Raw genomic sequence first — 21,723 nt, 5'->3', positions numbered from 1 at the left:
ATTGGCGCTCTCCCCTTTTTAAAAAAACGAATGAGCTGCGTCTTCTTCAGTATTGCCTTTTTCACTTTATTACAGAAGTTAATTTTCATGGTAGTTATTTTAGAGGTTTCAACAACAGCAAGAGCCTTTTTTACATCCGATAAGTCATATTTAGAATCTACCATCATCAAACGCATTTTTTTCTCAGCTACTAGTGTTATTAACTGATTAAAAGTTTCTTGCCATTTATCTGCCGAGACATGTTTATTCCAATTCCGTAAATGAAATATATTCGCCTTCACCTTTGCTTAGTCAGAGGGATTGATAGGGCGAGCTAACATTCGAACAAGGACTTCATTATCTTTTGGTGGTTCAATACTTTTAGACTCAACGCTTAAAACATCTGTTGGACTACCGAATTCATAGAATTTAATACATTTTGCTTCCAAAATTATAAGTCTCCTTGGCATAAGTTAGATTTATTTAATTGTATCACTAGAATAAAGGCACATATTATTTAAAAGTCCTCCACGGAGGAATTATGGAGAAAAGAATAGCAAGGTCTGCAGCGATGATTTTCGAAAAGTTGGTGGCTGCCATAGCAGAGGGAAGCGGGCTCCTTCCCTCAAAGTTATCCGATAGCAATGAAACGACCCTTGATTTATTTCGTGAATGGGTACCAAGCCCAGCACAGGTTAATTGCAAACGATCACTTCTCTACTAAATAATCCTTTTTTAGCAACTCCCCGATCAATAATCGAAAAACCTGCTTTTAATAGGATTTCATCGATGGGTTCAACGGTCACCACGACCACTTTGTCTGCGAACCTACGTGCACTTTGAAGCATTTCCAGTTGTTCCTCAGCGGTGATTACCGAACACAAATTATAAGGCAAATCAATAATGGCTACATCATAATGATCGCTGATATCGCGAAGATCAGCTAATTTTATTTCCCCAGTAAGACCAAAGTATGCCATGTTTTCCCGTGCTCTAGGGAGAATTAGCTGATTTCGGTCGCTTCCGACTATATCAATGCCCATTGACCGCGCTTCAATGAGGACAGTGCCAATTCCGCAGCACGGATCAATGGCTTTAATCCCGTTTGGCTTGGGGATAGCGATATTCACCACCGCTCTGGCAACACGTGTGCTGAGGGCAGTGGAGTATCCATTAGGCTTCTGTTGATGTCGAAACCAAATCGACTCACTTTTCACATACTCACCAAATACCCATCTTCCATTTACATGCATGATGCCAAAAGATTGGTCTGGGAAACGAAGATCTGCTTTTCCGTTGATGTGTAATCCAATCGCTCGTTCAATGGCACGTCGTTTCTCGAATCCCTCGTCTTCACGTTTCGTCTGACCACTATTTTTTACATAAGTGACTTTAAATGTTTCACCGCTTAGTTGTAAGGCTTTCACCTGCTGATAAAGGTTGTCCAGGCTTTCCGCTTCATATATCACACTCATTCTTTCTTTAATAAAAGGGCTACGGCTTGGATCAATTTTTACGAAGCTTTCCAAGACCTTAGATTGTGACACCTTGCCGAATAATGAACGCATTTCCAACGCGCATAAAGAGCGTTCATCCTCAGAGCAGGCATAGGTATATATATAGGGCGATCCTTTTTGTGGAGTAAAATCTATGGTGGGATCAATCATTAATTTTTCTATTTTGTCTTCACCTCGGGAGTTATCTGAAAAACATTAAAATAATCAAATCCATTATGACACTGCTTTACTTACGGCTTTATTATACCAAGAAATGACCTATTGTTTAAGATGACCGATAAGTGGGTGCCTGACACCGATTCCCTTAATAAAAAATCGCATTGTTTCTTTTGAAAACTCATTTTCAGAACAAATATTTAAATGGCCATATGCGATTATGGCCTTTATACATACATTTATTTCAAGAAATAGCTAAACAAGGGTCTACCTAATGAACCAAGGTAATCTTGTATGTCCTTCCATGTAAAAATGTCCGTTTGGAATTGGAGAATGGGACCGATTATTTGAGCGAAAACTGTGCCATCTCTTTCAAGCGGTCACAGCCTTGTTAATTTTGTTGAAAAAATAGTAAAAACCACCTGTCCTTTTTCGCCCTTCTTCTATAAATATACAAATTTCTGTATCACCTTTTAATGTAGATAAATTTTTAAGAAGGTAATAATAAAATGTTATTGAATTTATAAATATGATCATCTTTATCCAATAACAAAGCCTTTAGGAGATGAAGAGCATGGGTATATTTGATAAATTCAAAAAAAATAAAGAAAAGAAATTTTATATTGATGAATTAATTGCTAAATTGGGTTGCGACTGTTCAATCATTGAGGAGAAAGATGTTAAAGGTGTTATGACCAAGTATCATCAAGCACTCATAGAAGGCAAAAAAGATGGATATACACCACTTATTATTATCCCTTCAGAGATGATGTTAGAAATAGTTAATACCGAAGAGGATAAAGAATACTCGAACGATAATCGTGAGACAATTATTGCGAAAGCGGAGGATATTGATGTAAAAGAGTTGTTAAAGAGACTGCTTGTTGAGGTCTTACCTATGGAAGATGAAGAAGACTACGATATCACAGGTGAATTTTCAGCAGAGGAACAGGCAAACTTTTTTCTGTCAATTGTAGATGCAATTAATGAGAAACTCATTCTAGCTAAGATTCCAACAGATAAACCTTGGGAAGTAGCCGCCTGGGTTCCAATGGGAGGATTTAATGAATGCCCTTTGCCAGAGGAGCAAGTTGCAGTATTCAAATATTGGTATGAAAAATACGGAGCTACACCCGCGTTAATAACTCCGGATGTATGGGAATTATTTGTGGGAAATCCCCCTAAAACACAAGAAGAATCGGAATTACTTGCCTGGGAACAATTTGGATTTTGTGCTGATATAGTCTGGCAAGGGGTTGGAACAGTAAATGCACTTGCAGGAACACTTATTAATTCTTCCGTATGGTATTTCTGGTGGGACTAACTACTTTAATACGTCCACTAATAATCGGTGGGGGTAAATAGTTAAATGAACTTTTGTTGAAATAATACCATGTTATTTTGTGGTGTTAAGTGGCTCCTATTTAGGAGTCTTTTTGATTGGAAGCAAACCGTCCCCCTCTGGTCCCCTTTACTTGCCATTAGGCCTGTAATCTACTTCAACCTAATCTTTTTCTTGATAGGGTGCAAGCATGATTGCTGCTTAAAAATCGGTGCCAGCCCCCCGTTACGTTAAAGCTTTAATACGCTGCGTGTCAGGCACCACTTTTATGAGCGTAACTTCCTTAAAAAGGAAGCGTTTCATCAGAAATGAACTGGGATGGCGTCACAGATGGCTTCTTTACTTCCATTGTTTCTTCGTCTTCAATAAGTTCACCACATTTTTCGCAGCTGATAAAAGTATCATTTAAATGATACCCTACATATCCGTGCGTACACTCCTGTATGTCCCATATCGTTTCCCAGTCGATTTCAAACCTGTAATCACATTTGGTACAGTAAAATTCTGCACTTCCGAAATCTTCTTTTTGGCTTTGTTTGCGTTTCTTCTTCTTTTTCCCCATTTTTTAAACCCCTTCAAATAATAGATCTAATATTATTCCAAAGGAATTCTATCATACTGGTTTATAAAAACTAATATTTTTGCATGACATTAAAAAAATATTTCTATTTAGAAGGCTATTTTCGTAAAAATTGTTGTTTTTATCAATTTATAAAATTATGGATAATATTTAATTTGTAATAATTTTTCATTCATTTATTGCTTCTCCTGCTTGCTAGATAAAAACTAAATATACACCGCCAAAATTGGCAAAAAGATAATGAAAACAAGAATGTGAATTTGATTAATGTTGGACAAGTTTTAAACTACTAAATGATAATTTCCAAAAAATGTTGTATAATTTACTTGAAAAAGGAAAAGTGAAGGGGAGGTGTTGCACATGTTTTTATTCAACAAGGACCCAGAAAAAGCAAATAGGAAAAAAGAGTTGAAAGAAGAAAAAAAGCAAGCTATGAAAGACTGGTTGAACATCCAACAGGAACGCAAAAAAGTTTTCCTTCCAGATAAAGTATATACTGGTTTGAAGATTGATAATCAAAACCGCATTTGTTATGTAGGCGGAATAATGATTGGTTCCTATTTATCTTTTGATGAAATACTTTCAGCAGAACTCTATGATGATGCTGGCTCAATTCAAAAGAGTAATGGTGTGGGTAGAGCAGTTGGCGGTGGTTTGCTTTTTGGTCCGGCTGGTGCAATAGTTGGAGCGTTGACAGCAAAGAAAAAATCATTTGTAACAAGATTGTATGTAACAGTTAGAACAAAAATCCCACAAGCAAATAAAATTGATATTGACTTGATTGTAACCAAAACAAAAACATCTGGTTTTGCATACAAAGGTATGGTTAAAACCGCTGATGACATCATGGCTGAATTAAATCAAATCATTGCTGAAAATCAGGAGCCTCAAGTGATACACAATTATAAATCACCAGTAGAACAAGTAAAAGAATTGAAAGAATTGCTTGATATGGGTGTAATCACACAAGAAGAATTTGATAAAAAGAAAAATGAATTACTAGAGTTATAATATAAAAAAACAAGCCTTCATACGACGGTTTTTTCTTTTGACATGGCTCTGTTAAATATTATTGTTGATTTTTATAAATAAAGAATGGAGCTTGTCTATTATAGAAAGCTCCATTTTACTTAAAGAGTTATTAATCATTTTTACTAATATCATCGGCTTTTTGTTTAGCATAAAAACCTAATTTTACAAAACCAACAGCAAAAAGTGAAAGTAAAGTATTAAAAATTAATGAGAACACTATTAATTGAGGAATTTCATATCTTATTGCATAAATAAATCCGCATAGCATACTTAATAGAACTACATAAATGAAACTAAGTCGGGGAAACAAAAAAGTTATCAAGCCACTTACGATTATTACCAACGAGCCCATTATAAAAAAGTGGAAACTAAACACCATTAAAAATTCCAATCTCTCAGCTCCCTTCAAGTAAATAATTAATAAACATTTCAACAATGACCGCTATATATGGAACAAATACCATTAACTGTTAAAGGTTGATAATCTAAGCGTATCATATGTTGCATTGATTGAAAACAAGCAACTTTCTACAATCATTTTAATTATGGTTGCGTTATCATTTCGGTGTTTTACTATATCCAAAAAGTGAAACCAACTCAAATAATGGTCGAGGTATTTTGTAGCCACACCATTACATCGTTGCATCCATCCTTTTAATCGACTGTGGTAGTTATTTACATTTTGAATATGGTAGAGTCCTCTTACTCTTACCGTTCCATTTGATTTAAAACGGTAATGCTCTAACCCTTTGCTTTTTGCATACACAGAAAAAGCCCTCCAAGCATCGGTGCAAAGGGTGTTGTCTGATGATAATTTTAAACCAATAGCCTTATCTAATTGAGATTTGATAATTCTGCCTTTGCCAAGTACGCCTGAATAAGTAGACTTTTGGCGGTCTCTTGCGATTAAAACGCAAACTTGTTCTTGACTAATTCCACGAAATTTTGAAGAACCCCCACGTTTTCGAAGTTTACGACCTTCGATGTTTCTTTTACCTTTTTCAGAGTATAAAAAATATGTTTCATCCATCTCAACAATTCCTGAAAAAGTGTCAAAGTCCATTTGCTTTAAAGCGGATAATACTTTATGTCTCCAATAAAAAAGAGTAACAAAATGAACATCACCAATTAAGTCTGCTGATTTACGTAGGGAGTATCCTTCCAACATACATTTGATAAAATCCAACCATTTGTGAGGTTTGTGAGTATGATAAAGAGGAGTGGAGGTCACATCTGTAAAGGTCTTTTTACAATCCTTACAACGGTATCGCTGACGCTCTACTTCTTTTAGCCCAAGTTTCACCATATACTTTCCAAAACGCACGACTTGTTTAGAATCACAATGTACACAGGTGTAGCCATCTTTATTTTTGCGTTCTGTTACTTCTTGAAATACAGGTTCACTTGCGGAAAAAGACGCAATAGAATTAATGAAGAATTCCTTTAAACGATGTTGTTCTGCTGAAGTCAATTTCTTTATCTCCGCTATTAATTCTTTTAACGTCATTTCAAACCCTCCAAACCTATGTTCTTTATTCTATTATAGAACACTCGTTTGTATTAATCGAATATCAACAGAATTAATTAACAAAGCCTTTGACATAAATCATGATACCAGTATGAGGTATCTCTTATATATTCGCTTCCACCCCCCTATGTAAATAAAAGTCTTAAACATTTATTGAGTTTGATTTTGTTTTATAACAAAAATGTTTACGAAAACAGCCTTTAGAAAAGAGCCATTTAGAAAAATGAATCAAACGATTGGAAGGGAGAAAATAGGAATAATCCCCCAATTTAATTTACTTATAATATAATGAAGGTAACTAATAGGATTTTTTCGAAAAAGGGATGTGAGAGGATTGGAAGAGGCCTTATTACATGGGGACGTTGTGAACATTGAAGCAAAGAGAATGGAGCTTGAAGAGCAGAATCTTAGTAGGAGTGATATTAGAGAGCAGCTCACTACTCAATATCGGGCTTTCTCGAGGAAAAAGGCATTCACTTGTCCGTGCTGTGATGAACCAGTGAATATGAATCTAACAGTTGACGATGGCAGACCGTTTTATTTTAAGCACTTGGATGGCAAGAAATGTACCTATTCGGAAAATAGCAAAATCTATGAAACTCAAACTTCCACACATCAAGATAAGAAAAAGAAAGATATCGGATTGACGGTATTTAAGGAGATCCTAGAAGGGCAGCTAAAGCCATTCGGTGCTGAGATTGAACGAGGCTATTTTTACAAAAAGAAGCTCTCATTTATCCCTGATTTTATTGTGAAATTCCCTTTTTCGAAAGAAGTTTGGGCGCTTGATTATTATACCTCCATTTCGCACGGTAGTTATGCTCATAATCTAGAAAAACGAATGAATACCTACAAAGCGGAAGGATTTAGAACTTTTGCCTTTATCGATGACTTTTGGCTTGCAGTTAATGCAGAAACGGATAAAGGAACGCTTCTCATTGCTGAAATGATGGTGGCCAATAAGGGGGAGGAAGATCAAATCTGGGATCAATTTTTAATAAAAGAGATACCGAATGCAGCGTTACATTTTTTAAAAACAGAGATTGCTGACCTTCTGTCCCCCATCGACACGAGAAGTATTGCTTACGTTAATATTGAAAACCGCTCTTGCAAACTAGTTCGCTTTATAGAGGTAGAAAAAAATAATCGTAATTTAACTTTTTACAAATTATCAGAACCTGCAATTCCATTGGAACGAGCACTTACTCTGAATACTAAGCATGATAACCTCCTACTCTATCGTGAAAATGAAGAGGAGTTGCGTAAGGCATTTAAGCAATCATTAATGGAAAAAATGAAGCAGGCTGAATTGGAAGAAAAGGCTAAAATTGAAGCTTTGGAAAAATTACAGCGTGAAGATGCGGAAAAAAAGGCAGCTTTTGAAAAAGTACAATCTGAATCAGAAGAACGCAGTAGGCTTTACCATGAAAGCTTGAGAAAAGCTGATGAAGAAGTAGAACAAGAAATGCTGCAACGATCAAAAGCGGCAAACGAGCGACCAGTAAGTATGTCACCTGAAGAATGGGAATGGTATAAAAAAACCGGAAGGACCTTTTCAAAAAAAAGCAATTGGTCAACTCAAACTCAACCAGTTTATGTGTACGAAACAACAGCAGAAAAAATGGCAAAAGAGCAACGGGCAAAATTTAAGGAGAAATTACTTTCTCACCCCATCAAAGGAGACCACTTTATTGATGGGCCCCCAGCAAATTGGCACGGTTATATTTTAAAATGGATTAAAGCGCACCAGCAAGGGGAAAATCTAACAGTCTCCATGAAAAAGCTATTAAATGATATGAAGGCTTTTGGATTTAGCTTTAATCAAAAAGATGCAATAGTGCAGTATCCTTTACAAGAGTTTTTGACTTTCTATCAAAGAGGATTGAAGAAGGAGTTAAAAAGGAAAATAGATATTACCTTTATTGAATAAGAAAAGATAGATATAACAAAAGGTGCCCTGAATCTTTGTAGCAGTCGATGATTAACGGGACACAAGGCATCATATATTTGCCGCCTTATAATTACCTGATCTTCCATTAGTGAAAATTAAATAATAAAGGTATATTTAAGCTTTTATTTATACTTTGATCAGGCGTACCTCTAACCTTTGCTCACATCTCAAAATTTTTTGGTTAGAATGTAAAACGTGCTCATATTATCAACGTTACAGACGAACATTGACAGATACTGTTCAGCTGCCACTGGTTTATTAAAATAAAGTTGTTTGTGATGATTTATGTGCCATTAGAAAACACGGTTGCACTTCAAAGACTTCAATCTCCGTCATATTTATTTACCATACTGATGAATTCTAGAATTAGGAAACTTGATTGGTAAAAAATCGACCCCAATCCCTTCAATGTTGGGGCAATAAATCGAAAATAAATAGGTAATGAAGTACCATTTTATTAGAGCCCCAATTTTGGCTGAATATATCCCGATATTATTTTTGGAAGAAAGGAAATATCCATGTCATCAAAAGTCTCAAGGTTAATGCGAATTATCAACTTAATACAAAATTCACCAGGAATAAAAGCAACAGAGTTAGCAAAAATCTGTGAGGTTTCGGAGAGATCCATTTATCGTGACCTAATTGACCTTTCAGAGGCAGGAATCCCTGTCACTAGTAACGAAGGAAGAGGTAATGGTTATACGTTTGCTAGTAATTTTGCTATGTATCCTCTAGATTGGACACAGGAAGAAGCAATGGCGTTTAGTTTGCTGCCAGGAGTAGCGAAACATAGCCTAATCCAAACAAACCCTCATTTTCAAACTGCTTATGAAAAAGTAATGGCCGCATATAACAAAGAACAAAGAAATCAGCAGCAGAACATTTCCAAACTAGTTGACCTAATCCAATTTGGTAAGCCGCAAAATAAAGTCGAAACTTCCAACCAATTTCTTTTACCAATCGCTAAAACAATGGTTAAGAATCAAACACTTAAAGTTAAATATGAGACAAAAAGTCGGGATGAAATTAATGAAAGGTTTATCGATCCCTATTATTTGATTCCGCGAGAAAGTAAATTTTATATACTAGCATATTGTCACAAGAGAGAAGATTTCCGAACATTTCGGCTCTCTCGCTTCCTTAAAGTAGAGGAAACTAATAGGATATTTACCAAAAAACAATTGGATCTCCAGAAATATTTTCAAAACACATGGTCCATCATCAAAGGAGACAAGGAAATCCATTTTAAAGTGCGATTCAACAAGAATGTAGCGAGGTATGTGATGGAAAAGGAGATATTTGCTACGCCAAAGCTAACAGAATATGATGATGGGAGCCTACTATTTGAAATAACATTAAATCACGATGAAGAATTTCTAAAATGGGTACGGCAGTATGGTCCAGACGCAGAAATTATTGAGCCAGTGGAGTATAGAATAATGATGCAGAAAGAACTACGTAAATGGGCAGAAATGTATAAATAATCAGAACGAACGTTTATTCCGTGACATACTGTTGTCAGAACCATTTGTTACGATAAAAAAAACAGCAAATGGAAGGTGACAAAAGTGGGGTATTATTATTTAACCGAATGGCTTTCGTCCACAAATACCGAAGAAATTCCTCTTCATATCTATAAAGTTCCGATTAAAGAGATTCAAAATAGGCATGCTGAAGGTGGCATGATTGCTTATAATCTGCGCAAAACCAATGATTTTAAGACTTTGGTTTTCTTCGATCAATATATTGCCTCTTTTGAGGAACTGGATAATTGGGGAGAACAAGCATATTTGTCATATACACATAAGATCATTGATCCAAGTAGATCCATAGACCGAACACTCATGGAGCGGCTTATTAAAAGGGAGATAGAACAGCAGTCAGATACTGATTTCATATTAGACAAAGGTAGTTTTCGTTATAAAAAGGAAAAAACCATCCAGACGAAGGAAATGAAAATATTTCCGGCTATCCACCTTGATGTTACTGTGGAGGATACAGGGAGCATTGTCATAGGATTTGAGTATAAGCATCTATTTGAATTTAACAGATTTATTATTAGTGATCTTGCATCGGTACAACCGGGAACTAAACTCGTGGACAGTACCAACAAGAAAGCATATGAGTACATTTTTAAAGAAGTAGCTGACTATAAAGCGGGAGACATTAGTCCTTATCTTGGTGAGTCCGTTATCTCCTATTATCAGAGAAAGGGACAATTTTTCAAACTGAAAGGCATTGATGAGAACTCGCCCGTGGTTCATGTGGAAAGTAAAGATGGAAAGGTATTCCCTTATTTGCCACACTTATTAAAATTGCGCTGCTCATTCGACCAAATACCCAATCATTTAAAAAATGTTGTAAATAAGGCAATTAAGCTTTCTGCGCATGAGAAAATGGGAAATTTATTGAAAGCAGTAAGTCAACTAGTATCTTTCATAGATAGACTTACCTTTCCAAAGAAAAATGTTTTTGCGGAGAACTTAGGTTATCAAGTTAAATATCTTCCTAAGCCTGGCCTTCTTTTTGGTGAAAATGTTATAACCAATAATATTAACTCAGGCCTTTCAAAGGGAGGGGTTTATAGAGGGAATGTAGCAAAAGTTAGTTTTTTTGTCGATCCAAGTCTTCAGGGAAATCCAAATTTTCGAACTCAAATAAAGGATTTTATTGACATCCTGTCAAGACAGTCGGATCAACTAGGTGTAAAACTGGATATTTCAACAAAGCCAGTAGAACTAAGAGGGCAGCTAAAACCAAATCTTTTTTCCTCCAATGAATTAAATTATCAATTAAAGTTTCTGGGGAAACATTTTGAAGGAACAATTATTGTATTAACAGCAGAGCAATCAACGGCAAATGCATATCTACCAATTAAAAAGGAATTTGGTGGTCGCCAAGACCTCGTCACCCAATTTGTCAATTTCTCACCAAAACTTCTAGATTTATCAAAATCACACTATCAAATTATGAATATCCTGTTGGGGATATATGTGAAATCTGGGATTCAGCCATGGATACTAGGTGAATCTCTTCATTCGGATTGCTTTATTGGTTTAGATGTATCTCATGAAAATGGAAAACACACTTCTGGGGTTATTCAAGTCATTGGTAAAGATGGAAGATTAATTAAGCAAAAGTCCCAAGTTACCTCCGAGCGAGGGGAAATTATCAGCTGGGACTCTTTTAAAGATATTCTGTTGGATAGCATACATGCATATCAGGGAGTTTACGGAAAGCAACCAACACATCTTACAATTCACCGAGACGGATTTGGAAGAGAGGATATAGAACAGGCTCAATCCCTTCTTGACTCGATGAACATCCAAATCGATTTTGTAGAAGTGTTAAAAAACAATAATAGAAGAATGGCTGTATATGAAGGGAATAAGTGGATTACGCAACAAGGTCTATGTTACCTATCCACGAAGGAAAGAAAAGGATATCTGTGTTCAACTAATCCAAGAGAATTTGTAGGAATGGCACAGCCCATCAAAATAATACAACGTACGAATACCTTAAGTTTTGAGCAAATTATGTTCGACATCTACAAACTTTCCTTTATGCATATTCATTCTATGCAAAAAACAAGGCTTCCTATTAGTACCCATTATGCGGATCTAAGCTCAACTTTTTATAATAGGGGCTTATTACATCCGAGATCGCAACATGAACATGCATTGCCGTTTGTTTAAAATCTACGCACTGTAGATAGGGTTTTGATATAAATTTCAACATAAATACCATTATATTAAGAATCGGGTGAGAAAAAGACTGAATGAACATATCGTTGCTTTTTTCACATATACCAGACGTTTTTTTTTCTATTTTAAATGGAAAATACAAACAAGTTTACGTTGAAATCTTACACGAAATATATGTATTATACCAGGAATCGATTTCCTTAATTGATAAGGACATCTTAGTTGATTTGCTGTGTGATGTTATGGAACAGCATAGTAATTTATTCGATCATGATGAAGAGTTTCTTGATTTTAGGACAAGCCGAGAAAAAGCGAACTATTTTTTTAGGAAATTAAGAGATGCCAAATGGGTAACAGAAGAACAGATGATGGACTATACCTGGAAAGTATCTGTACCGGATTATGCGTTATCTATGTTACGTACTTTCGAACAAATCACGAATGGGCATCAGGAAGAATATAGAGGGCGGATATTATCAGTTTTCCAGCATCTATATGGAGAGGAAAAAGATAGTTACGTATCTTTACACCAAGCATATGAAAATACGGTAATGATCATTAATGGATTAAAACGGTTGAATTATAGCATCAAGCAGCATATCGAAACCTTATTAGTAGAATCAGATCTTCACAAAGTTTTATATAGTTTCTTTTATGATTTTGAAGAAAAAGTCCTAGGTGCTTATTATTATCGGTTAAAATCTTCTGACCACGTTTCGAAGTATCGTGTAAGAGTGTTGGAGGCGGTTCAAAAGTGGCAATTTGACCATGAACGAATTCGTCAACAATCAGAATTATTAATCCAAGATAAAGTGTTTAGGGAACTCCATCAAGCCGAAAATCGGATTTATTCTTGGCTTGAAACTATTGAAAAATCATTTAGTCAAATGGATGAAATATTAAATGAAATTGATAATCGTGTCAAGTTATATTCAAGAGCAGCAGAACAACAAATCAAATATCATATTCGATATACCAGCGGTATAGAAGAGAAACTGAACACCATCCTTTTAGAAATCGCACAAAATATACAAGCAACTTCACCTTCTGATTATATTAAAGACGATGTAAATGAATTAATCTCGATTTTCTCTCAAGAATTTTTGGACTCAAACAGTTGGAAGATCCCTTACCAGTCAAAACCAAAGCAGTGTTCATCCATAGTAGAAAAAGGAGAAGTATCTGAAACAGATAAGAAGAATGAAATTGAAAAGATTCTTAAACGGTCTAATCAAGGGAAAACCGTGGAACAAATCAATGATTTCCTACTTCGTCAGGGAAAAGGTAAGAGTATAATTCCAATGGAAACGCTACCGGCAGAAAAAGAAGGGGATTGGTTGAGCCTTATTTACGCTATCGTTTATTCGCAATCAAAAAAGGCTATGTTTGAACTTTCCGAAAGGAACGAAGCGGGTAAGCGAACAATTAAAGTAGGGAAAATCACAATCCCGAATCGTTCATTTATACGGAAAGGAGAGCGGAAATGAGTTGGAGTGAAGAATACAAGGAATTGTTAGAGCGGGATAAACAGATGTTTTCAGATTGTATCAATAAATTATTGGCGCAAAACTACATTGTTTTTCAAAAAGAAGCTGATAAGCCATATTACCGATTTATTGATAGATATGCTACTTTGTTTGAAGATTACTTAGCGGTAACAGGTTGGAATATTGAATTTGTTAAATCAATGAATTTAATTTATGTTCATAATCCAACGGGTAAAAATCGTAAGATGCTTACACAAAACCAAACTCTGTTTCTGTTTATTTTACGATTAATATACGAAGAAAGACAAAAAGACATTACGCTCGCACGACACATTACCACGACCAATGAAGAAATCCATGAAAAGTACTTGGCCTTAAAAATAAAAAACAGGCTGCCGAATGCAGATGAATACGGGAAAATCATGAAGTTGTTTGCATCATATTCATTGATTGATGTAAGGAAAGGTTGTTGGAATCATCCCCAGGAGCCTATTATCCTTTATCCTTCTATTTTAATTGCAATACCTGTTCATGCGGTTGAAACTTATTATAAGTGGATTACGGAGATAGAGAGTGAGGAGGTTGAAGATGAGATTTTTGAAGAAAATGAGGTTGATTAACTGGCATTATTTTAATGATGAAATCATCGAATTTCATCGCTCGGGTAATTTGATAACGGGAGGGACGGGTGCGGGTAAGTCTACCATTATTGACGCTCTACAAGTACTATTTGTTGGGAATCTAAAACTAGTGAAATTTAATCAATCTGCTACTGACAAAAGATCAAAGCGTTCCATTACTTCATACTTACGTGGTTCCGTTAACTCTGAAGGATTGGCACATAAGAGAGGGAAAATGGATTTTTCAAGCTACATTGTTGTGGAGATTGAACTTCAAAAGTCGAAGAAAAAAGTGTTATTAGGCGTTGTGTTTGATTTTAATTCAAAGTCCATGGAGTACTATCACTCCTTTTTTCAAATTGAAGGCATTGAATTGACAGAAAATCTATTTTATAAGGAAAAAAATGAATTGTATACAAGAGAAGAATTTCAGGATAATCTCAAACGAAATAAAATTAAGAATACTATTTACAAGAAAGATTCTGAGCGATATATCAATGATGTCAAGCAAACTTTGGGGGGTGTCAGGGACTCCTTTTTTAAGCTCATCCAAAAGGGAATTGCCTTTGAGAGTATTACAGACATTAAGCATTTTGTTTATGAATTCGTATTAGATTCAGATCCGTTGAATAGTGAGAATTTAAGAGAGAACTTTGAACGAGTGCGTGAATTGGAGAATTTGATTCAGGAGACAGAAAAACAAATCCTTGCTCTTACTGAAATTAAGCAGCAATGGACAGCTATCGAGAATCTTAGCCAAGGGATTGAGTCGAGTTATTATATTTCAAAGAAAAGCGCCGTTCTAAATGAAGAAGAAAAGGTAAAAGGGTATATCTGTGAAAAACAAGAGAAAACAGGCGAATTTGAAAAGTTAATTAAGGCAATTCAAGAGTTTAAAAGCCAGCACCAGGCGATGATTGTAGAAATTAATCAATTATCTATAGAAATTGAAAAGCACAGTATAACAACGAAAATGAAAGAAATAAAAGAGCAGATTAATCAATTGATCCAGGAAGTTAATAAGCTTGGTGAGATACGAGAAAATCAAAACTATAAACTAAAGGTTGAAGTACAAGAAAGAGATGTATTGGCCTCTGTATTAAGGGTATTAGGACGTGAAGGCAATGATGTTGAGTCATTACACAATGGGAAACGTGCTTGGGAGGCTGTTCTTACAGCAGGAATGTCAGAACTATCAGGATATTCCCCTGTGTTGTTAAATAACAGCTGGAGAACGGCGTTTAAATGGGCCCAGGATCAAGCTGTTTTACTAAAGCAAGATCAAGAAAAGATTGAGAACCAAAAGCATCATGTAACAGAAAAGATTCGAGAGTTGAAAAAAGATAGGGTTCTGCCTTCTAGTCATCCTTCAATGATTCTTAAAACGCTTTTAACCCAACGATTGAGTACTACAAACAATGCTGAGGTTCCTGTATATATCGTGTGTGAAGTAATAGATGTTCCGGATGAAAAATGGAATAATGCCGTAGAAGGATACTTAAAGAATCTCAAATTTAATATTATTGTTCCTCCGGAGCATTTTGATGACGCGTTGCAAGTTTATCATGACCATAAATTTAGCCATCCCATTAGTGGAGTAGGATTGGTAAATATTAAGAAGATGGAAGCAGAACTTCGCCCTCCATTAAAGGGGAGTTTAGCGGAAGAAATAACAACCGACAATTCTTTAGTTAAGAGTTTTACCGATTATGTTCTAGGTACGTTGATTAAATGTGAAGAGGTCCAAGAGTTAAAAAAGCATAAAAGGAGTATTACCTCTACTTGTATGGTCTACCAAAATCACACGGCAAGACAGATCCCTAAAAAGGATTACGAGATTCCTTACATAGGTCGAGAGGCGGTAAAAAAACAATTAGAAAAACAAAAGGAGTATTTGGATGAACTTGAACAGAGTTTATCTACGGTTAATGGGCATTTAGCTCATTGCGATAAACTTAATAAGATGCGTTCAGATAAACAAGACTATTATGAAGGGATTTTGAGTGCTCTTAATGAATGCGCACATTTGTCCGAAAAAGAGCAATCCATTCTTAGCCTGCAGCAAAGTCTTCTAGACATTGATACTAGTGAAGTGGACTGGCTAAATCTGAAATTAAAAGAATTGAAAGAAGATGAACCAAGGGTTGGAAATTTAGTAGGAGAGATGCAAGGTGACTCAGGAAAATTAGAAGAAAAAATCACAAATTTGACTCAACTCATAGATGATACTGAAGGTAAAAAAGTTCAACTGCAGAAAAACCTTGAAGAATATCTCCAAAGTCTTAGTCCTTCTGCGTTAGACCGAGCAAAAGAACGCTGGGAAAAGATTGATTCAAGTAGGCCCTACGGTGAATTGGTAGGTATATATGAAAATAATGCCAGAAGCTCTGAATCTAGAAGAAATAATTTAAAAGGACCGCTAATCCTATTGAGAACAAAATTTAATGAAACCTATCACTTCGGAGCTGACTCAACGGCTAATGATAATGAAAGATATCAACAACGCCTTACCTTATTGGTCGAGACAAAACTAGTAGAGTTCAATGAACAAGTAGCGATAAAAAAGGAAAATGCCTATCGATGTTTCCAAGAGGATTTTATATTGAAGTTGAAAGAACGGATAGAACGTTCGAAGCAAACATTTGATGCATTGAATTTCTCTTTAAATAAGCTGGATTTTGGAGGAGACAAATATCGTTTCAGATGTTTACCTAACCAGAGCTACATTCATTATTATGAAATGATTATGGATCATGACTTACTATCAGATGGATTATTTAGTTATGTTTTCCAAGAAAAGTATGAGTCAACCCTAAATGATTTCTTTAAAGAACTGTCTTTTGATGAACACCATCATTCAGAGCAGATGGAAAGGTTAATGGATTACCGTACCTACTTGGATTTTGATATTGATATTAGTGACCGGGATGGAAATGAATTTAAATACTCGAAGAAATTCGGTTCAAATTCTGGTGGTGAATCTCAGGTCCCTTTCTATATTGCTGTTTTAGCTTCATTTTTTAATACCTATCAAATGCATAGAAAAGACCCGGATACGTTTAGATTGGTATTATTTGATGAAGCATTTAATCGGATGGACGGAGAGCGAGTGGAAGAATGTATTCAATTCATTCATGAATGTGGGTTTCAACCGATAGTGGTGACGCCTACCACAAGCCTTCAAGTGATGGCACCGCTTTTACCATGCACAACCATGGTCATCAAGCATGGATTTACAAGTCAAGTAGAACAAATAACAAAAGATGATTTTCTATCATTTCGAAGGAAAGAAGAGCTAGAACATGTATCTGAGTAAGCTGCAGCGGGACATATTGCATTTGTTAATAAATAAGTACGAATCTCGTTCTGATTATGGAAAAACAGAAAAAAACACCAGAAGGACCATGATAACAGTCAACAGGGTGACCTTTCCACTATATTTTCATGATACCGATAGTCAATACAAAGTTAATTTGAATAAAGATATGCAGGAATTACAAGAGAATCATCTTGTTGTTCTGGAATGGGGTCGCTTTAGTAAAGGGGAAGAGTTAGCTAGGATTATTGTAAACGATGAAAAGTTAATAGATCTATACCACCATTTAGGGATACAGTCGAAGGAAGAAAAATACAAAAATACCTTGAAGGTCGTTAAAGACTATGCTCGAACAGCATCTATCCTATTAGAAGCGTTTTATCAACATGTAGAAGGACAATTGGTAAATTTAAAGTCTATTCCCTCTATCATTGACTTAGATTCACTTGAAAACACCCACCATCAGTTAAGGGCGCTTCATACGGTCTTAGAAAGTCGCGATTTTGAGATTTCTAAAAGGAGATTGAGTATTCAACTATTCAATGATTCTAAAAAATTTGAGTCAATAGAAAGTAAAATCATCTCTGTTTTGCAGAAATATGTTTATTCTGAACAAGAATTGACTGGCGACGATATCTTGTCTGAATTAGGGGTCATTGATAAACTGCAATCTATAAATGTGTTTGGTTCCATTACCTTTGAAATTCAAGGGCAAACCTTGGATCTTTCGTTATTTGATACCTCCTTTGGCTTAGACACAAAATTTATAGAGAATGCTTCGATTTCGGATGTAAAAGCTGACCGAATTGTCACCGTTGAGAATTTAACTTCCTTCTACGATTACATTCATTACGTAAAAAAGAATAATAAGAATTACGTCGTGGTGTATTTAGGTGGGTTCCATAACTCCCTAAGAAGGTTATTGTTAGAGAAAATCTTAAAGTTTATGAAGTGGCATAATATGGATATAACATTCAATCATTGGGGAGATATTGATCTAGGGGGAATCAGAATCTGGAAACATCTCTCTAGTAAACTTAATATCTCGATTACTCCTATTTTTATGGATATTGATACTTACACTAAATATATAGCACATGGGAAAAAAATAGAAACGAAAGGGTATTTAGATCAATTAAAAAAATTGCTGGAAGATCCATCATTTAAAGAATTCCATGACTTGATCAATTTAATTCTTCAGAACGAAAGAACTGTAGAGCAAGAAATTGTATTAATTAGTGATGAATAATGGGAGAACAGTGATAGTTATTGTTCGTTCTTATAAACTATGGGGATATAAAGATTAAAATCTTTCTTATTCAGAATTAGTCTTTTGTTTTTAGTTGTCGGTAAACACTACTACACCTTTTAACCTGCCATTACCATCCAAGCCATGTGGAGTATGTACACATTATTTTGAATTAAAGCTATGCATGCTGGATCTGGGCGTCAACTTATGTGACGTCCTTTTTTATACAATTTTTTATGCAAAGTCAGACGGTTAAAGTTTTTTTCTATCTTCTATAAGGTTGCACTACCTATAAAGTAGCATTACAATTGATTTATCAAATTGGTAATGAATGGTGATCTGATGAGCAATTTTATTGAGAATCTAAAAGTTTCCTTACATAAAGGGTTTATTGACCAACATTATAATAATCCTGGAATTTATAAGCCAAAGTTATTGGTAAATAACGCCAAAAAAGGTGAAAATGTTTTAAATACCTTACTTGATGAATTGGATAGCTGCGATTCGTTTATTTTTTCAGTAGCCTTTATTACTGAAAGCGGACTGGCAACTCTTAAATCCCATTTTCTTGATCTTAAACGAAAAGGGGTTAAGGGGAGAATTTTAACCTCAACCTTTCTAAATTTTAATCAGCCAAAAGTATTTAAAGAGCTCATGAAAATTGAAAATGTCGAAGTGAGGACGACTAATTTAGAAGGGTTCCATTCAAAGGGATATATTTTTAATCAAAGAAGCCATTATTCTTTAATTGTTGGAAGCTCTAATTTAACAGCCCATGCTTTAAAAGTTAATTATGAATGGAACGTTAAATTAACTTCACATGAAAACGGGGAAATTGTTAATCATTTTAAATCTCAATTTGAAGACGTTTGGAATGAAGCACACCCTTTAAATGAAGATTGGATTGAAAAATACGAGAAGAAGTACACACCTCTGGTTAACAGGAACGCGTTAGACCAGGTGATAGAATTACCGTCCCAATATAATATTAATTCGATTGAAGAGGCTCTAAAAATTAAGCCAAATAAAATGCAAGAAGCTGCATTACAAGGAATTCAGGCCATTCGTGATGCGGAAGCAAAAAGGGGATTAATCATATCGGCTACTGGAACAGGTAAAACGTTTTTGTCTGCATTTGATGTGAGACGATTTAGGCCTAAACGGATGCTTTTTATTGTGCACAGGGAACAAATTCTTCAAAAGGCGAAAGAAGATTTTAAACGAATACTTGGAGGAATTGATTCGGACTTTGGGATACTTTCAGGTACTTCCAAACAGACAGGTGCAAAATATTTGTTTGCCACGATCAATACTATTTCAAAGGATGATTATTTGGCGCAATTTGATCCGGAAGAATTCGATTATATTCTTATTGACGAAGTGCATAAAGCTGGTGCAAAGTCTTATCTAAAAGTAATTGATTATTTTAATCCTAGTTTTTTAATGGGAATGACTGCTACACCAGAACGGTCGGACGATTTTAATATTTTTGAGCTTTTTGATTATAACATTGCATATGAAATTCGGTTGCAAGAAGCCTTAGAAGAAGATATGTTATGCCCATTTCATTATTTCGGGGTAACAGACCTTGAATATAATGGGGAGCTAATTGATGAAACCGCAGTTTTATCAAAGCTTGTTACAGAGGAACGCGTAAATCATATTCTTGATAAAATTCATTACTATGGATTTTCAGGAGAAGCAGTAAAAGGGCTAATGTTCTGCAGTAGAAAAGAAGAGGCAATAAAACTATCTAATGCTTTCAATGAGAAGGGACTACGAACAGTTGCGTTAGTGGGCGATCACAACCAGGATGAACGGAATCGTCGTATAAATCAACTTGAAGAGGGAGTATTAGATTATATTATTACAGTTGATATTTTTAATGAGGGAATCGACATTCCTAGCGTTAATCAGGTCATCATGTTAAGACAAACCCAGTCAAGTATCATTTTTATTCAGCAACTTGGCCGGGGACTTCGTAAACACACAACCAAGGATTATGTAACGATCATTGATTTTATTGGGAATTATAAAAATAACTACTTAATCCCAATTGCATTATCAGGGGACAAGTCACAAAACAAGGACAATATACGTCGATATCTCAAGGATACGAGCTATATTAAAGGCGTTTCTACCATCAATTTTGAGGAAATAGCGAAGAAACAGATTTTTAAAGCCATTAACAACAGCAACTTAACAGCTTTAAAAATTTTTAAAGAAGCATATGTGGACTTAAAGAATCGTATCGGAAGGGTCCCATACTTGTATGATTTTGTCGTTAACCACTCTATTGATCCGGTTGTCATAGTTGATAAATATATGAATTATTATCAATTTCTTATTAAAATCAGTGAGGAAGTACCAGTATTAAAGAAATATGAAAACAGTGTTTTAACAATGTTTTCTAGTGAAATATTAAATGGAAAAAGGAAACATGAAATCATTTTGTTGGACTTGATTTTACAACAAGGAAAAGTAGAATATGATGAATATTTAAAGCAATTAAGTCTTTTCAATCTTCAAACCGATCAAGATACAGTTACTTCAGTATTACGTATATTCAGTTTGGAGTTTTTTAACCAGAATACAAAAGAGAAGTACGGAAAAGAACCTATAGTGACCTTAGGTGAAAATGGACATTTTCTATTTAATGATCAAGTTCATTTGAGTTTAACAACAAACCCATTCTTTAAATTTATGTTAGAAGACATCATTAAAAGTGCTAAGGAAAAGTCAAAAATTTATTATTCCGATCAACCTCTTACTCTTTACAAAAAATATTCTAGAAAAGATGCCTGTAAACTATTGAATTGGAAAAATGATGAAAGTTCTACCGTTTATGGTTATAAAACAAAGTATGGTACCTGTCCAATTTTTGTCACTTATCATAAAAAAGAAGATGTCCAATCAAGTATCGATTATTCTGAGGGGTTTGTAAGCCCCGAGGTCCTAAAATGGTCTACAAGAAGTAATAGAACCTTAGAATCACAGGAAGTTAAGGTGATAATTGAAGCAGAAGAAAGTGGCATCGATCTTCATATTTTTGTGAAAAAGGATGATGATGAAGGTACTGATTTTTATTATTTAGGAAAAGCAATGCCCGATAAAAATAATATCGAACAGGCTACTATGAAAAATGATAAAGGGAAACAACTACCAGTTGATTACGGCCATCTAAATGTACCACCAGTGACAAAGTTTTTACCACCGAATGCCAAGGAATTTACCACTAAAAGACAGCTTATTTACCACCCAC

At 35.1% G+C, this 21,723-nt stretch carries 14 protein-coding genes and 1 pseudogene; 11 read left to right on the top strand and 4 right to left on the bottom strand.

Translation table 11 applies throughout. The features are described from left to right. Nucleotides 1–290: 290 nt before the first annotated feature. Nucleotides 291–428, bottom strand: a pseudogene (locus tag ACIQCO_RS27160) (alcohol dehydrogenase); the annotation flags it as partial. Nucleotides 429–520: 92 nt separating this feature from the next. Between ACIQCO_RS27160 and ACIQCO_RS27155 the strand changes: the two are divergent. After that, nucleotides 521–703: a hypothetical protein gene (locus ACIQCO_RS27155; RefSeq protein WP_400435210.1), complete on the top strand. Its 183-nt coding sequence runs from the start codon at nt 521–523 to the stop codon at nt 701–703. Here ACIQCO_RS27155 and ACIQCO_RS27150 read toward each other — a convergent pair. Next, the gene (locus ACIQCO_RS27150) at nt 675–1,646 is read right to left on the bottom strand and encodes a TRM11 family SAM-dependent methyltransferase (protein WP_400435208.1); all 972 of its coding nucleotides are present in this window, start codon (nt 1,644–1,646) and stop codon (nt 675–677) included. The genes ACIQCO_RS27155 and ACIQCO_RS27150 overlap by 29 nt on opposite strands. Nucleotides 1,647–2,226: 580 nt before the next feature. Here ACIQCO_RS27150 and ACIQCO_RS27145 point away from each other — a divergent pair. Continuing rightward, nucleotides 2,227–2,976, top strand: a complete 750-nt coding sequence (locus ACIQCO_RS27145) for a DUF4253 domain-containing protein (protein WP_400435206.1) — start codon at nt 2,227–2,229, stop codon at nt 2,974–2,976. Nucleotides 2,977–3,277: 301 nt separating this feature from the next. Here the strand turns inward: ACIQCO_RS27145 and ACIQCO_RS27140 are convergent, their stop codons facing one another. Beyond that, nucleotides 3,278–3,556, bottom strand: a complete 279-nt coding sequence (locus ACIQCO_RS27140) for a hypothetical protein (protein WP_400435204.1) — start codon at nt 3,554–3,556, stop codon at nt 3,278–3,280. A gap of 378 nt (nt 3,557–3,934) precedes the next feature. Between ACIQCO_RS27140 and ACIQCO_RS27135 the strand changes: the two genes are divergently transcribed. Beyond that, nucleotides 3,935–4,585, top strand: a complete 651-nt coding sequence (locus ACIQCO_RS27135; RefSeq protein ID WP_400435202.1) for an SHOCT domain-containing protein — start codon at nt 3,935–3,937, stop codon at nt 4,583–4,585. Between the two features lie 484 nt (nt 4,586–5,069). Here the strand turns inward: ACIQCO_RS27135 and ACIQCO_RS27130 are convergent, their stop codons facing one another. Next, nucleotides 5,070–6,113 (bottom strand): IS1595 family transposase, encoded by a 1,044-nt coding sequence (locus ACIQCO_RS27130; protein WP_400435200.1) that lies wholly within the window; start codon nt 6,111–6,113, stop codon nt 5,070–5,072. Between the two features lie 355 nt (nt 6,114–6,468). Between ACIQCO_RS27130 and ACIQCO_RS27125 the strand changes: the two genes are divergently transcribed. From ACIQCO_RS27125 to ACIQCO_RS27090, 8 genes are all read left to right on the top strand, one after another. Continuing rightward, nucleotides 6,469–8,064: a competence protein CoiA family protein gene (locus tag ACIQCO_RS27125; protein ID WP_400435198.1), complete on the top strand. Its 1,596-nt coding sequence runs from the start codon at nt 6,469–6,471 to the stop codon at nt 8,062–8,064. A 563-nt stretch (nt 8,065–8,627) separates the two neighbouring features. Then, entirely contained in the window at nt 8,628–9,569 is a 942-nt protein-coding gene (locus ACIQCO_RS27120; RefSeq protein WP_400435196.1) for a helix-turn-helix transcriptional regulator, read from the top strand. 84 nt (nt 9,570–9,653) lie between these two features. After that, on the top strand, nt 9,654–11,780 hold the full coding sequence (locus tag ACIQCO_RS27115; protein WP_400435194.1) for a Piwi domain-containing protein: 2,127 nt from the start codon (nt 9,654–9,656) through the stop codon (nt 11,778–11,780). An 83-nt stretch (nt 11,781–11,863) separates the two neighbouring features. Further along, a complete protein-coding gene (locus ACIQCO_RS27110) occupies nt 11,864–13,276 on the top strand; it encodes a Wadjet anti-phage system protein JetA family protein (RefSeq protein WP_400435192.1) in 1,413 nt (470 codons plus the stop codon). Beyond that, nucleotides 13,273–13,896, top strand: a complete 624-nt coding sequence (locus ACIQCO_RS27105) for a DUF4194 domain-containing protein (RefSeq protein WP_400435190.1) — start codon at nt 13,273–13,275, stop codon at nt 13,894–13,896. Before ACIQCO_RS27110 ends, ACIQCO_RS27105 begins: the two co-directional genes overlap by 4 nt. Continuing rightward, the gene (locus ACIQCO_RS27100) at nt 13,865–17,212 is read left to right on the top strand and encodes an ATP-binding protein (protein ID WP_400435188.1); all 3,348 of its coding nucleotides are present in this window, start codon (nt 13,865–13,867) and stop codon (nt 17,210–17,212) included. Before ACIQCO_RS27105 ends, ACIQCO_RS27100 begins: the two co-directional genes overlap by 32 nt. Next, on the top strand, nt 17,199–18,461 hold the full coding sequence (locus ACIQCO_RS27095; protein ID WP_400435186.1) for a Wadjet anti-phage system protein JetD domain-containing protein: 1,263 nt from the start codon (nt 17,199–17,201) through the stop codon (nt 18,459–18,461). The genes ACIQCO_RS27100 and ACIQCO_RS27095 overlap by 14 nt, the downstream gene beginning before the upstream one ends. Nucleotides 18,462–18,803: 342 nt before the next feature. Beyond that, the coding region (locus tag ACIQCO_RS27090) for a DEAD/DEAH box helicase (protein WP_400435184.1) at nt 18,804–21,723 on the top strand (2,920 nt) is incomplete at its 3' end.

Origin of the sequence: Neobacillus sp. NPDC093127, from assembly GCF_044754175.1 — a bacterium.
GTDB lineage: Bacteria > Bacillota > Bacilli > Bacillales > Cytobacillaceae > Neobacillus.
Note: the sequence above shows the minus strand (reverse complement) of the source record. Positions and strands in the feature narration are given on the sequence as shown.

What these genes read in the sequence shown, in the direction of transcription:
- ACIQCO_RS27155 (WP_400435210.1), top strand. Translation starts at nt 521, where the DNA reads ATGGAGAAAAGAATAGCAAGGTCTGCAGCGATGATTTTCGAAAAGTTG.
- ACIQCO_RS27150 (WP_400435208.1), bottom strand. Translation starts at nt 1,646, where the DNA reads ATGATTGATCCCACCATAGATTTTACTCCACAAAAAGGATCGCCCTAT.
- ACIQCO_RS27145 (WP_400435206.1), top strand. Translation starts at nt 2,227, where the DNA reads ATGGGTATATTTGATAAATTCAAAAAAAATAAAGAAAAGAAATTTTAT.
- ACIQCO_RS27140 (WP_400435204.1), bottom strand. Translation starts at nt 3,556, where the DNA reads ATGGGGAAAAAGAAGAAGAAACGCAAACAAAGCCAAAAAGAAGATTTC.
- ACIQCO_RS27135 (WP_400435202.1), top strand. Translation starts at nt 3,935, where the DNA reads ATGTTTTTATTCAACAAGGACCCAGAAAAAGCAAATAGGAAAAAAGAG.
- ACIQCO_RS27130 (WP_400435200.1), bottom strand. Translation starts at nt 6,113, where the DNA reads ATGACGTTAAAAGAATTAATAGCGGAGATAAAGAAATTGACTTCAGCA.
- ACIQCO_RS27120 (WP_400435196.1), top strand. Translation starts at nt 8,628, where the DNA reads ATGCGAATTATCAACTTAATACAAAATTCACCAGGAATAAAAGCAACA.
- ACIQCO_RS27110 (WP_400435192.1), top strand. Translation starts at nt 11,864, where the DNA reads ATGAACATATCGTTGCTTTTTTCACATATACCAGACGTTTTTTTTTCT.
- ACIQCO_RS27105 (WP_400435190.1), top strand. Translation starts at nt 13,273, where the DNA reads ATGAGTTGGAGTGAAGAATACAAGGAATTGTTAGAGCGGGATAAACAG.
- ACIQCO_RS27100 (WP_400435188.1), top strand. Translation starts at nt 13,865, where the DNA reads ATGAGATTTTTGAAGAAAATGAGGTTGATTAACTGGCATTATTTTAAT.
- ACIQCO_RS27095 (WP_400435186.1), top strand. Translation starts at nt 17,199, where the DNA reads ATGTATCTGAGTAAGCTGCAGCGGGACATATTGCATTTGTTAATAAAT.